At 45.4% G+C, this 13899-nt stretch carries 13 protein-coding genes; 3 read left to right on the top strand and 10 right to left on the bottom strand.

Going from position 1 to position 13899, the window contains the following annotated elements:
- Positions 1-33: 33 nt before the first annotated feature.
- The 6 genes from fadD to tsaB all read right to left on the bottom strand — a co-directional run bounded on the left by fadD (position 34) and on the right by tsaB (position 5675).
- The gene (fadD, locus tag L5L98_RS02435; RefSeq protein ID WP_028760195.1) at positions 34-1707 is read right to left on the bottom strand and encodes a long-chain-fatty-acid--CoA ligase FadD; all 1674 of its coding nucleotides are present in this window, start codon (positions 1705-1707) and stop codon (positions 34-36) included.
- Positions 1708-1911: 204 nt separating this feature from the next.
- On the bottom strand, positions 1912-2775 hold the full coding sequence (locus L5L98_RS02430; protein WP_263138284.1) for an alpha/beta fold hydrolase: 864 nt from the start codon (positions 2773-2775) through the stop codon (positions 1912-1914).
- Between the two features lie 21 nt (positions 2776-2796).
- A complete protein-coding gene (locus L5L98_RS02425; protein WP_028760197.1) occupies positions 2797-3609 on the bottom strand; it encodes a class I SAM-dependent methyltransferase in 813 nt (270 codons plus the stop codon).
- A gap of 210 nt (positions 3610-3819) precedes the next feature.
- Entirely contained in the window at positions 3820-4548 is a 729-nt protein-coding gene (locus L5L98_RS02420; protein ID WP_028760198.1) for a M50 family metallopeptidase, read from the bottom strand.
- A complete protein-coding gene (locus L5L98_RS02415; protein WP_263138283.1) occupies positions 4541-4855 on the bottom strand; it encodes a hypothetical protein in 315 nt (104 codons plus the stop codon). The genes L5L98_RS02420 and L5L98_RS02415 overlap by 8 nt, the downstream gene beginning before the upstream one ends.
- 106 nt (positions 4856-4961) lie before the next feature.
- Positions 4962-5675 carry a tRNA (adenosine(37)-N6)-threonylcarbamoyltransferase complex dimerization subunit type 1 TsaB gene (gene tsaB / locus L5L98_RS02410; protein ID WP_263138282.1) on the bottom strand — a complete coding sequence of 238 codons (714 nt, stop codon included), beginning with the start codon at positions 5673-5675 and terminating at the stop codon, positions 4962-4964.
- A 351-nt stretch (positions 5676-6026) separates the two neighbouring features.
- Here tsaB and hemB point away from each other — a divergent pair, with 351 nt between their 5' ends.
- On the top strand, positions 6027-7010 hold the full coding sequence (gene hemB, locus L5L98_RS02405) for a porphobilinogen synthase (protein WP_028760201.1): 984 nt from the start codon (positions 6027-6029) through the stop codon (positions 7008-7010).
- A 148-nt stretch (positions 7011-7158) separates the two neighbouring features.
- Here the strand turns inward: hemB and L5L98_RS02400 are convergent, their stop codons facing one another.
- Positions 7159-8064 carry a bifunctional methionine sulfoxide reductase B/A protein gene (locus L5L98_RS02400; protein WP_263138281.1) on the bottom strand — a complete coding sequence of 302 codons (906 nt, stop codon included), beginning with the start codon at positions 8062-8064 and terminating at the stop codon, positions 7159-7161.
- Positions 8065-8424: 360 nt separating this feature from the next.
- On the opposite strand from L5L98_RS02400, the gene L5L98_RS02395 reads away from it, so the two are divergent.
- Together L5L98_RS02395 and ylqF are read left to right on the top strand one after the other, a co-directional pair.
- Positions 8425-9264 (top strand): isopenicillin N synthase family dioxygenase, encoded by an 840-nt coding sequence (locus L5L98_RS02395; RefSeq protein ID WP_105252267.1) that lies wholly within the window; start codon positions 8425-8427, stop codon positions 9262-9264.
- 150 nt (positions 9265-9414) lie between these two features.
- Complete coding sequence (gene ylqF / locus L5L98_RS02390; protein ID WP_011919190.1) at positions 9415-10356, top strand: ribosome biogenesis GTPase YlqF; 942 nt, start codon at positions 9415-9417, stop codon at positions 10354-10356.
- Between the two features lie 301 nt (positions 10357-10657).
- Here the strand turns inward: ylqF and L5L98_RS02385 are convergent, their stop codons facing one another.
- The 3 genes from L5L98_RS02385 to L5L98_RS02375 form a co-directional block, all read right to left on the bottom strand.
- Positions 10658-11035: an SH3 domain-containing protein gene (locus tag L5L98_RS02385; RefSeq protein WP_263138280.1), complete on the bottom strand. Its 378-nt coding sequence runs from the start codon at positions 11033-11035 to the stop codon at positions 10658-10660.
- 334 nt (positions 11036-11369) lie between these two features.
- Positions 11370-13358: a GMC family oxidoreductase gene (locus tag L5L98_RS02380; RefSeq protein ID WP_263138279.1), complete on the bottom strand. Its 1989-nt coding sequence runs from the start codon at positions 13356-13358 to the stop codon at positions 11370-11372.
- On the bottom strand, positions 13355-13885 hold the full coding sequence (locus L5L98_RS02375) for a hypothetical protein (protein WP_219250513.1): 531 nt from the start codon (positions 13883-13885) through the stop codon (positions 13355-13357). Before L5L98_RS02375 ends, L5L98_RS02380 begins: the two co-directional genes overlap by 4 nt.
- Positions 13886-13899 lie beyond the last annotated feature (14 nt).

Raw genomic sequence — 13899 nt, 5'->3', positions numbered from 1 at the left:
AAAAACAAAAGCCGGCAAATGCCGGCTTCAATCTTACGCGCGCTTAGCTTCGTCTCTAAGCTCTCGTCGCAAGATTTTACCCACGTTGGTTTTAGGTAACTCGTCCCTAAATTCTACCAGCTTCGGCACTTTATATCCCGTTAAATGAATACGGCAGTGCTTAATGATGTCTTCAGCGGTTAAAGATTTATCTTTTGCCACCACAAATACCTTCACTAACTCGCCACTGGCGTCGTTTGGCACACCAACGGCAGCCACTTCAATCACTTTGGGATGAAGTGCGACCACTTCTTCGACTTCGTTAGGGAATACGTTAAAGCCTGATACTAAGATCATGTCTTTCTTACGGTCGACAATATAGAAGAAACCTTTCTCATCCATATAACCAATATCGCCCGTAGCTAACCAACCGTCAGTGTCGATCACTTTGGCGGTTTCTTCAGGACGTTGCCAATAGCCTTTCATCACCTGAGGACCTTTACCAAAAAGCTCGCCGGTTTCGCCTTGGGCTAATACCTTGCCGTCATCATTACGGATTTGGATCAGTGTCGAAGGGGCAGGAAAACCAATTGAACCGTTATAACCGTCTAAGTTATATGGACAACAGGTTAATAAGGGTGAGGCTTCCGTCAGACCATAACCTTCAAGTAAACGGGTTTTAGTAATGGTTTGCCATTTATCCGCCACGGCTTTTTGTACCGCCATGCCGCCACCGATAGAGAGTTTTAAGCGTGAGAAATCCAACTGGGAAAAATCATCACTGTTCACTAAAGCGTTAAATAAGGTATTTACCCCAGTTAATGCGGTGAAAGGATACTTTTTCAACTCAGCCACAAATCCTGGGATATCACGAGGATTGGTGATGAGTAAATTCTGACTACCTTTGTGCAAAAACAGCAGGCAATTCACGGTCAAGGCGAAGATGTGATACAGCGGCAAGGCCGTTACGACAAACTCACTGCCATCGTTTAAAGCGGGAGAATATGCACCATCAGCCTGCAATACGTTTGCGACAATATTGCCATGGGTCAACATAGCGCCTTTAGAAACCCCAGTGGTGCCACCTGTGTATTGTAAAAACGCTAAATCATCGTTAGTGACTTCAGGTTTGATGTATTGCATGCGACGACCCGTTGATAAGGTATCGCGCATTGATAAGGCATGGGGTAAATCGTATTTTGGCACTAACTTCTTGATGTACTTCACCACAAAGTTCACTAAGGTACGTTTTGGTGCACTTAATTGATCACCTAAACTGGTGATAATCACGCTTTCAACGGGAGTTTGATCGACCACTTCTTCTAAAGTGCGGGCGAAGTTTGACACCACCACAATGGCTTTAGCGCCAGAGTCAATCAACTGATGTTTAAGTTCGCGCGGTGTATAAAGTGGGTTAACGTTAACAACCACCATACCTGCACGCAAAACACCAAACAGTGCAATGGGATACTGCAACAGGTTTGGCATCATCAAGGCGACACGGTCGCCCTTTTCAAGCTTTAATTCATTTTGTAAATACGCAGCGAATGCTCGGCTGCGTTCTTCCAATTTACGATAGGTTAGCGTGGCACCCATGTTGATAAATGCAGGTTGATCTTCATACTTAGCCACCGCTGTCTCGAACATATCGACAAGCGATGAGTATTGTTCCACATTAATTTCAGCAGGCACATCTTCTGGCAAATGATTAATCCAAGGCTGATCCACTACTCTCTCCTAAATCCCCACAACTGCGGAAACAATATCCATACAAGCGTCAAGACTCGATAAATACCGAGTTAAAATACCGGCTTACATTTTATAGTTATTAATTTACTCGTCATAAATCATACGAGCGTTTTAATTTTGATCATCATCACATAAAAAAAACAAAAAACCTAGCGTCTTTTTTATACCCATATAAGCAACCTATTAAACGAATTTGCGGATCAAACGTGCAACGCCTTCGGCATTGTCCATATGCACATGATGATCGCCCTCAATTATGTGCTCAGACAAATGCTTGAACCACGTTCTGGCCTTAGGTATCGCGCTCTGCAACTGGCTAAATCCCTGTTTGCCACAAATTAATAAGGTTTCGACATTGATATCCTGCATCAAGGCATCAACTTGGGCGAAGGTTAATCGTTGGGGTGAATCTAATCTTAATCGAGGATCACTACGCCAACCTATGCCATCACCTTCGGGCTGCATATTACGATCGAGCAACAAACGACACCAAGGTTCGGCAAGTCCTGTTAAATGTGCCCTCGCCCGCACCGCAGTATCTATACTGTCGTAAATCTTTGCCTGCCCATGCTTCTGAGTTAAATACTTCTCATGCTGATAGAAGCTTTTTTTCAATCGCGCCTTAGCTTGCGTTGGCAACTCAGACAAGGGGCTTAACGCTTCAATCAATACCAGCTTGTTAACCTTTTCGGGAAATGTCGCCGTGTAAGCTGAGGCGATTATACCGCCAAGCGAATGCCCAATCATTGCCGCTGGCTTTTGCGGTAATGCCGTTAACAACGCGTCTAAATCATACAAATAATCAATCCAATGCAGCGGATAGTGTCCCGGCCTATGTGCAGAAAAGCCGTGTCCTGGCCAATCAATGGCGAGCACTTGATAATCGAGTAAATGCGCTGCTAAGGGTTCAAAACTGTTGGCGTTATCTAACCAACCATGTAAGGCAAGCAATAAAGGTTTATCCTTCGCCCCCCATAATCGGCCCGCGACCGTAATATGAGGTAATACAAATTCGATTTGATTTTTGGGGGCGAAAGATTGCCACATAATGCCTCTGATGTCAGGTAATTAAGATGATTTTTTGACAAATTTAAGTGTCATACGGTCACTTTCACCGATCGCTTGGTATTTTTCTTTATCGGTATCACCCAAGGCAAAAGAGGGCGGTAGCGTCCAAACACCTTTGGCGTAATCTTTCGTATCTTTGGGGTTCGCATTGATTTCTGCACTTTCAACTAAGGTAAAACCTGCTTTTTTGGCTAAAGCAACCATAGCGGCTTGATCCATATAGCCAGTGCTGAAGTTCATTCCTTCGTTGGCTCTATGCTCTACCACGCCAAAGATACCGCCGTCCTTCAACACTTTATAAGACGCGGCAAACACGTTTTCCAATTGATCTGTTGATGCCCAGTTATGTAGATTTCGGAAGGTTAATACCAGATCAGCACTACCATCAGCGCCTAAATCCATCTTATGTGGAGGATCGAAGGTAACAATCTTAGCATTGCCCATGACGTCTTTATTGGCCGTCATCCACGCAGCATACTTAGTACCCGCGTTCGCGCGATAACGATTTCCGGGAGTATCTGTCGCAGGAGCCGTTTCGAAACTGGCTGCGATATATTGGCCCTCTTTAGCAAGATAAGGCCCTAATATTTCACTGTACCAGCCATTACCCGGCCAGAGTTCAATCACAGTCTGTTTTGGGGTAATGCCAAAAAAAGTTAAGGTTTCAGCGGGATGACGATAAACGTCACGGCTGGCATTTTTGGCCTGACGAAAATCGCTTTTTAAGACTTTATCTAAGCTTTCATCGGCATAGGTAACACTCGAACATAAACCAGCAAGCAGCAGACTGGCAACTAAGGTGACTTTTTTCATTGTAATTCTCCATGGATACCGAAGGCTTAACCTAGCAGCCAATGGCCAAAAATCCAAGGAATAGAAGTCGGAAAACTAAGCTTTAAGCGACATAAGTGGTTATAGCTCAAAGTGATGAGCAAAATCACCTTTACCTAAATCAACAAAGTTCAAAGCAGAAACACGATGGGGAAAACACTAGACGACTGAGGCATTAAACAAGCTTGAGAACTAACGACTTGCGGCATTATCTACGCGGCGCCACGCAAAATACAAAGCGCAGGCACTGGTTAATAACCATAATCCCACCCAAATCCACGCGGGGATCCAAGAACGCTCGGCCAACATCACTGCATCACCTTGACCATCAAGCCCGAGCAACACAGTCGGACTCGCAAGTGCATTAAGCATGATCATCAAGCCAATAATACGCAAAAACTGGGTCAACATTTTGTTTTGACTGAGTTTAAGCGGTAACAACAAAATAATAGTCAGCACAGCTAAAATCGCTAACGTGAGAATATCCCTGCCCCAAAGCAAGCCGCTTAGCACAACTAAGGCACCTAGCAAGGCAAAACTCACGCGGATCCCCTTTGGCCAAGTTGCTAATAAATAGATTAAATATCCCCAACAGGCCGCACCAAAATACCCTGCAAAGCCAATAAACATCGGCGAGCCGCCTTGGCTAAAACAAAATCCTGCTCCATTCGGAAACAACTGAATATGGCTGACCACGCCCGAGCTTAAAATCGTTGCAATGCCATGGGACAGTTCATGAAAATAGCTTTCAAGCCATTTAAACGGCACGCTCAAATAGGGAATTCGAGTTATCAATAAAGCTAAAACTAGCTCGATAATAAACAAACCACGGCTTGGCACACCACTTGTGGCTAAGCCTGTCAGTTTAGAAGAGGAAAATCGCGAGGTTGAACGGGAAGACGTTTTTTGATGCTCAAGCATACAAGTCCACACCCACCATTTGCTGAATTTCATCGCGTTTGGCGGCATGTTGGGTTTGTAAATATTGGGCAATCGCTCCCTGATGGCCACGCGTATCTTGCTCATACTCGAGGTGCGCACCAAGCCTTGACTGTAAATTTCCCGCTGCGTTTTTACTTTTAGGCTGAGTTTCTAAACTAAGGGCTTCAACGGCATCTTGCTCAATCACTGGGCGTGACGATTCAGGCGCAGTCAGCCCCTGAACGATAGCGGGTCTATTACTCGCTACAGCATTCATCAAACTCATTTGATTCACATTAACTTGCATCAAGAAGCCTTAAGTTTGCACTATTCATCGTTAAGCCATTCATAGTTAAGAATGCTTAGCAGTAATTGCCTGAGATTCTATCGCAGATACTCAGGCAAAGAACAGCTTATTCACGGCCGGGTAACTTTTTCCATGTGACTGTATCACGTAAGTACACAGGTTCAAGCTCATCGACCGAGGTTATCAGTCCTGCTTTGATGCCTGCTTCAGCCAATATCAGCATAGCCTTTGCATCGGGATATTTCACGGCCTCGAGAGCTAAAATCCCCTTGCCGAGTGCCAGCAAATCGGGATAAGCATCAAAACCTGTGCCGCAGCCCACAATTGGCGCTTGAGTATCGAGCTGAAGTAGTACGTCCGCAGGCGCACTGACCACTTCTTTACCGACAAGCGTTGCAATACCATCAACGGCCACAAACTGGCCCCAATACACTTCGCCCATGCGCGCATCAATGGCGCACAAAACTTGCTCGGCTTGATGCTGGCTAATCGCCATTTGTGCCATTGCCGCTAAGGTTGAAATACCAATCACAGGCAAATCTAACCCCAGTGCCAGACCTTGCGTCATGCTAGTGCAGATACGGATCCCCGTAAAACTGCCAGGGCCTCGTCCGTAAGCAATCGAAGTCACTTTATCTAAGCGAATGCCCGCTTGCTTGAGCACTGAATCGACCATAGGCAGCAGACGTTGACTGTGTTCACGCGGTGCATCGGCAAGTTCAGCATAAATCTGACCTTGGTATTGCAGCGCAGCTGAGCAGGATTCGGTACAAGTGTCTAAGGCAAGAATACAAGCAGAGTGTTCATGTGTTATTGTCATTTCAAAACCGGATTAGCGGGCAAGATTTCGCATCAAATTTACATAATCTGTATTGCGCGAATATGCCATGAGAAAACTGGCGCAAATAATAACATCAAATGCCCGAAAACAAAGGGCTAAGCAAGCAAGTCAGCTAAAATAGCGCTCGCATGATATTCAGTCGCAAATCTGGACGAGATGAATTTATGTGATCTGAGTCAATGATCAATAAACTCATTAATGAATATAGCTCGCTTGGGGAAACTTTTTCAACTTTGATTGTCAGAGCAGAAAAGTAAGGGGCGAATTTATCCCTTGCCATTACCTTAGTATTGTACGATTGCTTTAACCCGCTTTCGATAAGGACATTTCATGTTAAACACGCCTCCATTGCGTCGCTTAAGACGCTTACGTAATTCAGAAGCAATGCGCGATCTGCTGCGCGAAACCCATATTTCACTGAGCGATCTTATCCATCCCCTGTTCATTGAAGAGCACATCACCCATGCAGTGCCTATCTCCACGCTACCTGGCATCAGCCGTTTACCTGAGAGCGCACTGGCGGATGAAGTTCGCGAGCTTTACGCCCTCGGGATCCGCTATGTGATGCCCTTTGGGATTTCCCACACTAAAGATGATAAGGGCAGCGATACATGGGACGACAATGGTTTACTCGCCCGTATGGTGCGCACCATTAAAGCTACCGTGCCTGAGATGATGGTGATCCCCGACATTTGTTTTTGTGAATACACAGATCACGGCCATTGCGGCGTGGTGCACAATAATGAAGTCTGCAACGATCTCACAGTCGAAAATTTAGTTAAGCAATCGATAACGGCCGCCAAAGCGGGCGCTGATATGTTAGCACCATCGGCCATGATGGACGGTCAAGTGAAAGCCATTCGCCAAGGGCTCGATGCCGCAGGTTTTGAACATGTGGCGATTCTGGCCCACTCGGCAAAATTCGCCTCTTCCTTCTACGGTCCTTTTAGAGCCGCGGTCGATTGTGAACTCAGTGGAAATCGCAAGGGATATCAACTGGATTATGCTAATGGTCGTCAAGCCCTGTTAGAAGCCTCATTAGATGAAGCCGAAGGCGCCGATATCCTGATGGTTAAACCCGGCACCCCCTACTTAGATGTGCTCAGCCGTTTAAGACAAGAAACCCACTTGCCACTCGCCGCCTATCAAGTCGGCGGTGAATATGCGGGCATTAAATTTGCCGCCCTTGCGGGCGCGTTGGATGAGCGTGCTGTGGTGACTGAAACGTTTATCGGCTTAAAGCGGGCGGGTGCAGATTTGATTGTCAGCTATTACACCAAACAATACGCCCAATGGTTAACTGAAAGCCGATAGTGCGTCGGTAGCTAATCAAAAGTTACGCTAATCGTTAAACCGATAGCTAAGCGGCTTGTTAAGAGAACAACTAGGTTTTGCACTTTAGAAACCCCATAAAAAACGCCACCTTTATCGGTGGCGTCTTTGTATTTAACACCCTATTCACTTAAGCCTTCTGCAATTTTGCAAACAAGGCTTTCACTTTTTCCACTTTAGGACGCACGACCATCTGACAATAGGGCTGCTCACCGTGTAAAGCGAAGTAGTCGTTGTGATAATTTTCAGCGGGATAAAAAGTATCAAACGCTGAAACTTGGGTCACTATCGGCGCATCAAAAACCTTGGCTACTGCTAACTGAGCAAGCATAGCGGTAGTTTGCTCTATCTGCTCAGCATTATGGGTAAACACCACGGAGCGATATTGTGGCCCCTTATCATTACCTTGGCGATTAAGCGTGGTCGGATCATGGCTCTCAAAAAAGACCTGTAATAGCGTCGTAAAATCAATTTCCTCTGGGTTGAACTCGATATGCACAACCTCAGCATGGCCGGTTTGGCCCGAGCAAACAGATTTATAATCGGCATCATGGGCTTCGCCGCCGACATAACCTGAAGTGACATTCACCACGCCCTTTAGGCTTTTAAAAATCGCTTCGACGCACCAAAAACACCCTGCACCAAAAGTCGCAAAGTGATTCGGTGCTGGTTCAACAGCATCATCCATCCCTTTGAAAACCATAGAAACTGAGTTAACACAGTGACGGATATTGTTAGGTGTTAACATTTCACCTTCAAAGACATGCCCCAAGTGACCGCCGCACTGGCTACAAACAATTTCAGTTCTGCGGCCGTCGGCGTCTATGTGGCGGGTTACAGCGCCGGCAATTTCATCATCGAAGGCTGGCCAGCCACAATGGGCATTAAATTTATGCTCAGAGCGATACAAGGGGGCATGGCATTTTTTGCATAAATACAAACCCTTAGCATCGTGTTCATAATACTCACCACTAAAGGGGCGTTCAGTGCCTTTCTCTTCGATAACATAGCGTTCAAAATCGGTCAGTTTATTCATATTAATGCCCTTTCGACTCACGTCGTTGTGTATTTCGATATTCTTTGATTAAGAAGCTGATTTATAAGGAAGCCAACATAAGACCCACTCCAAGCAAGATTTCTTGCACTCGGCTTCAAAATGCGGCTGACATCAATCCAATCACAACAAATCTAATGCCCATACTAACGGATTTGGTGACTAAAATCTTACCACTCAAGTAAGTACTAATATAAGTGCTTAATATAAGCGACTGCATAAATGACGGAAAATACGGCAGTTGATCCAGATCACAGTCGCTGAGTATTTGCACCCACATCAGCGCACGGCTACACTTGCAGCGGGTCAAATTACAACTAAATATAACAAGTAGAAACCAAAATGAAATTAGAAACCATTGATTACCGCGCTGAAAACAGTGCCCAGCAATTCGTTGAATCACTTCGGGAAACTGGCTTTGGTGTTTTATCTAATCATCCGATTGATAAGCGCTTAGTTGAAGACATCTACACCGAGTGGCAAGCCTTTTTTAATTCAGAAGCCAAAAACGACTATATGTTTAAAAAAGAAACCCACGACGGTTTCTTCCCTGCGTCGATTTCTGAAACCGCCAAAGGCAACACAGTCAAAGACATTAAAGAGTACTACCACGTGTACCCTTGGGGCCGTATCCCCGATTCACTACGTACCAATATTCTCGCCTATTACGATAAAGCCAACGCACTGGCTGCAGAACTATTAGAGTGGATCGAAACCTACTCACCAGAAGACGTAAAAGCCAAGTTTTCGATACCATTGCCAGAAATGATCGCCAATAGCCAAAAAACCTTACTGCGTATTCTGCATTACCCACCGATGACGGGCAGTGAAGAAATGGGCGCCATTCGCGCCGCAGCACATGAAGATATCAACCTTATCACAGTGTTACCTGCTGCCAATGAGCCTGGATTGCAAGTGAAAGCCAAAGATGGCACTTGGTTAGATGTTCCAAGCGATTTTGGCAACATTATTATCAATATCGGTGACATGTTACAGGAAGCCTCTGGCGGCTATTTCCCATCGACGTCACACCGCGTCATCAATCCTGAAGGTACGGATAAAACCAAGTCGCGGATCTCTTTGCCGTTATTTTTACATCCAAACCCTGCTGTAGTGCTATCGGATCGATATACCGCTGACAGCTATCTGATGGAAAGATTGCGCGAACTCGGGGTGATCTAAGCCTTAATTCAGCCTATTAATCCAAGCAACAATCGCAAGAGACAGTCAAGGATTAAGCGATTAAAGCGCCTTAGGGCGCTTTTTTTATGACATTCGCCACCTTCAAGGTAGAATAGCCGTTCTTTAAGTTATTTAGGACAAGGCGTTATCATGGCAATTCAGTGGTATCCGGGGCATATGCACAAGGCACGCAAGGAGATTGAAGAGGCAATGCCTCAAGTCGATCTTGTTATCGAAGTGCTGGACGCGCGTATTCCCTACAGTAGCGAAAACCCCATGGTGGCTCAGCTTCGAGGCGACAAACCTTGTATCAAACTGCTCAATAAATCTGATCTGGCCGATCCAGAGATCACCGCACAATGGATTGAATACTTAGAGCGTGAGCAAGGCGTCAAAGCCACGGCGATCACGACACTGCAAGCGGCAATGGTGAAAAAAATCCCTGATCTCTGCCGTAAACTAGTGCCAAGTCGTGATAAAACCGAAAAAGACATTCGCACTATGATCATGGGAATACCCAACGTTGGGAAATCTACCATCATCAATACCTTAGCTGGCCGTGTTATCGCCAAAACCGGTAACGAACCTGCGGTAACCAAAACCCAGCAACGGATCAATTTACGTAACGGTATCGTGCTGTCGGATACCCCAGGTATTTTATGGCCCAAAGTGGATAACGAAGCGAGCAGCTATCGCCTTGCCGTCACTGGCGCGATTAAAGATACGGCGATGGAATATGAAGATGTGGCCCTGTTCGCCGCCAAGTATTTCTTAACCGCTTATCCAAAAGAGATTTGTGAGCGCTATAACTTAAGTGAATTACCAAAGGATGATGTCGCACTTCTCGAGGAAATCGGCCGTAAACGTGGAGCGCTACGTCCCGGTGGTCGCATCGATATGCACAAGGCATCAGAGTTATTACTGCATGAATATCGCTCGGGGAAAATAGGCTTACTCTCGCTAGAAACGCCTGCGATGGCAGAGCTTGAAAAGATTGAAGTCGCCCGTATCATGGCCGAAAAAGAAGCAGAGAAAGAAGCCAAATTGGCAGCAGAGAGACTTAAACGTTCAGGCAAACGTCATAACGACTAGTCAGCCCGCCACTCTGCATTTGGAATATAAGGCGCAGAGTTTGTTAAAGACGTTAAAGACAAGACGCTGATGACTTTTATATTCCAGCTTATGGCGCTCATTCATCAAGTTTAAAGTTAAAGCCAGTATATTGAATATACTGGCTTTTTATTATCAGAAACGGAAAGCTTGTGCTAAAAAACACTTTTACGCCAATGACTTCTGCGTGCCAGATATAAGCTCTCAATATCCGCCAGTCATCATCCTCTTGGCACAATACACCAAGGAGCCATCTTGGATTTGACTGCACAGCAAAGATGCTTTAGTCGCGGGATAGATCTACCACTTCTTTCAAGTTTTCTAATGGTACCCACCCTGATTCTTCACTGACAGCTTTTATACACCATACCCAGCCATTCAACATTCGTGTGCCAATGAGTTGTTCCCCTTCATGCACATTAAGTTCTCTTGCCGTATAGTCCTCAAGCGCCAGCCCGTTGGAATTTTTTAGGCGCTGAATCACTTGACCAGGAACCCAACCAGCATCTTGCCCTGGCGTAGTGCAAAGGAACCAGAGATCCCAGCCTTCAGGACCTGCATATTTTTCTCCAACGATAAGAGGATCACCTTTTTTGAACGTAATGGGGTTAGGAAACTCACTTTCATGTGGATTGACAACGATATATTTCTTAGTAGTCATGTATTCAGCTAATCTTTTGATAAATATTCGTAAAAATTAACTTTGTTCGCTTATTAAAGCACGCCCAATTAACGCTCGGTTTGAGTGAAACTTATCAGTTTTCTATCAGACATACTATCCGACAACACACGCATGCACAGTTTTCAAACTAATTATCAGCATAAAAAAACTGTAATATTTTGATTTTAAATACGATGACAATAAACTGCATTGTGAGTAGGAAAATGCCAGTTAGCATAATATGAAGGTATATTCAGTTAGCCAAAAACCGCGCCAATTTGCACGCGGTTTTCAATGGGAATTAACAGCAAGCTAATGAATAATTACAACTTTTTTAACTTATTTTAAGGTCTTCCAAAACATGATCTGCAGCCTGGAATGCCAACGCTGCCAAAGTGAGGGTTGGATTACCCGTTGCAACTGTTGGAAACACTCCGCTACCGACTAAAAACAGATTGCTATGGTCCCAAGATTGCTGACGAGGATTCACCACCGACGTATCTCTGCAGTCCCCCATTCGATACGTCCCCACAATGTGTCCAGCACCGTAAAACGTAAAATTATGGCCCTGATATTCAAAATTATTCGACGTTACTTGACTCTTATCACCATAAAATACCGGCGCAGGCGGAGCCTTGGTATATTCCCGCGCATCAAGGGCGTCAAAGAGTTTGGTCGAAATATCTTTAGCCGACACGAACGCATTGCGCACATAATCCTCGCGTACACGATAGGTTAATTTGGGGCGCGGCAAACCTAAGTTATCTTTCAGCGTCTCCGACAACTCGACACGGTTTTCCGGATCAGGTAATTGTTCAATTAAATAGCCCATACGAATTTGCCGTGTGTAAATACCATTCAAGGTATTCACCAGTGAGGCACCAAATAAGGCGCTATTCGCAGACATGGCGGGATCAAACCGTAATGGAATCCCCTGCTGATTGACAGAATCCCCATTTAATTGCGAATTATTTTGCCCAAATACAAAATCAGCTAAGGTCGTGAATGGATCATTTGCTGCCCACTGCCAACCTTCATTGCCGATTTCAATACGATAGGCGGCACGGTCTTTACGAAAGGCGCCATCACGTAAACTTTCTATACCCGCAGTAGATAAAGGCCCCCGAAAACCATAGACAGGATCTTTCGCCAGACCCCAGGCCAAATACATAATGTGATCCATCAAATTACGCCCCACTTGATCGCTATGGTTGGCGACGCCGTTCGGACAGGCTTTATTACGTTTAGACATGAGCAATAATTTAGGCGTCTCAATCGCGTGAGCTGCAATCACATATTTTTTACCCGTAACGGTACCGCCGCCCGTCGCTATCCCTCCGTGAGTTTGATAGGTCACATAATCAATACCAACAACATCCTTTGTATTTTCATCCACTTGAACATTTGTCGCAACATGACGATAAAACACATCAACATTGCCGGTTTGCAATGCTCGCCCGAGCGTCACAGTAGCATCGTATTTGGCTTGGATTGGGCAAATAGGAATACAATTTGTATTCCCCGCACATTGACGGCGTTCACCTGGTAATGAATTGCGCCCCTGGGGGGTTGGCGTAACCGACAATTGAACATTGTCATACACCATATCGCTCACCGCTTGTTCATATTGTAGATCGACTAAAGATGAAACAATGCCAGGCATGGGATAATCGTAATTCGACCCATAAACACCATCTGGTGAAACATTAAAGCCGCGATAAAGCTGATCCATCGCCTCTTTGTCACCGGCGACGCCAATCTCATTGGTCGCCTGTTCATAGTAAGGAACCAGCGCCTGATAAAATTGTTTTCCACCGGGCCAATCCACACCCTGCTTATACTGGGTTTGCAACTCAAAATCATTGGGCAATAAATGCAAACTGGTTCCTAGCCAATGCCAAGTTGTGCCGCCGCCAATACGCTCATAGGAACTCGCAAAAGCAAACTTTGCTTCAGGGCTGTCAGGTTTCAAATGCTCTGGTTGCGGCGTGTAATCGAAATAACATTGCTTTGGATTGCGCCATGCGCCAATTTGCAACACGGTATAACGCGGCACATTTTCCTTCGCAGGATCAGGCAGCCCGAGTGGATTATCCGCCGTCGATGCCGCTGGATTTTGCGTGGTTGGAGGATAAGGTGACTCTGGTGTTTTGGCATTGGCTTTAAAAAAGGTTTCCATGTAACCACTGCGGTCAACAGGCACTTCCTGCCCTGCTTCGAGGATTAATACTTTTTTCCCCGCCATCCCCAATTGATAAGCCATGATAGAGCCGGCAATACCTGATCCCACAATAATGACATCGTAATTGGTTTGAGTGCTCATACTGCACCTCCTTGATGACCCGTATATGCCGACAGTGCAGCGGGTGGTTTCGCCCAATAGCCATAGCGATAATTTGAATCCCCCATCGGATGAGCCTGCATAACTTGCCAGACTAAACCTGTGGTATAACTTTTAGCCGAAATCATATCGCTAACCGTGGTTTCCGGCTCTGTATCCGTCGCGGGAATAATGGTTGGCCATGCACCTGAGTACCACATAAAAATCAATTTACGACAGGCCAACACAAAATTAGCCCCGTTGTCTGGCACCAGCATTTGCGTGCCAATTTGTTGATCTGATAATTGCTGCGCTTTTAACGCCGCAAATTTTTGCAGAATAGTTGTAACTAAAGTTAGGTCCTTCGATTCTTCGGTTATTTTTTGCGTAAACACGGCTAAGTATTCGGATTTAATATCCACGGGATCCAATGTAGGGGCAATAATACTGGTAGCAAAGCCGGTTAATACCGCGCTCAAACCAATAAAATTATTCATAGTATCGGCAGTCGCGCCTGTAATATCAGTCATGATGAGTTCCTTTC

It is taken from the genome of Shewanella sp. SM23 (assembly GCF_025654295.1).
In the GTDB taxonomy this organism is placed as follows: Bacteria; Pseudomonadota; Gammaproteobacteria; order Enterobacterales; family Shewanellaceae; genus Shewanella; species Shewanella oncorhynchi.
This window is presented reverse-complemented; position numbering and strand designations above follow the sequence as displayed.

Coding starts and splice junctions, on each gene's coding strand:
- L5L98_RS02430 (WP_263138284.1), bottom strand. CDS start 2,775: ATGTGGCAATCTTTCGCCCCCAAAAATCAAATCGAATTTGTATTACCT.
- L5L98_RS02425 (WP_028760197.1), bottom strand. CDS start 3,609: ATGAAAAAAGTCACCTTAGTTGCCAGTCTGCTGCTTGCTGGTTTATGT.
- L5L98_RS02420 (WP_028760198.1), bottom strand. CDS start 4,548: ATGCTTGAGCATCAAAAAACGTCTTCCCGTTCAACCTCGCGATTTTCC.
- L5L98_RS02415 (WP_263138283.1), bottom strand. CDS start 4,855: ATGCAAGTTAATGTGAATCAAATGAGTTTGATGAATGCTGTAGCGAGT.
- tsaB (WP_263138282.1), bottom strand. CDS start 5,675: ATGACAATAACACATGAACACTCTGCTTGTATTCTTGCCTTAGACACT.
- hemB (WP_028760201.1), top strand. CDS start 6,027: ATGTTAAACACGCCTCCATTGCGTCGCTTAAGACGCTTACGTAATTCA.
- L5L98_RS02400 (WP_263138281.1), bottom strand. CDS start 8,064: ATGAATAAACTGACCGATTTTGAACGCTATGTTATCGAAGAGAAAGGC.
- L5L98_RS02395 (WP_105252267.1), top strand. CDS start 8,425: ATGAAATTAGAAACCATTGATTACCGCGCTGAAAACAGTGCCCAGCAA.
- ylqF (WP_011919190.1), top strand. CDS start 9,415: ATGGCAATTCAGTGGTATCCGGGGCATATGCACAAGGCACGCAAGGAG.
- L5L98_RS02385 (WP_263138280.1), bottom strand. CDS start 11,035: ATGACTACTAAGAAATATATCGTTGTCAATCCACATGAAAGTGAGTTT.
- L5L98_RS02380 (WP_263138279.1), bottom strand. CDS start 13,358: ATGAGCACTCAAACCAATTACGATGTCATTATTGTGGGATCAGGTATT.
- L5L98_RS02375 (WP_219250513.1), bottom strand. CDS start 13,885: ATGACTGATATTACAGGCGCGACTGCCGATACTATGAATAATTTTATT.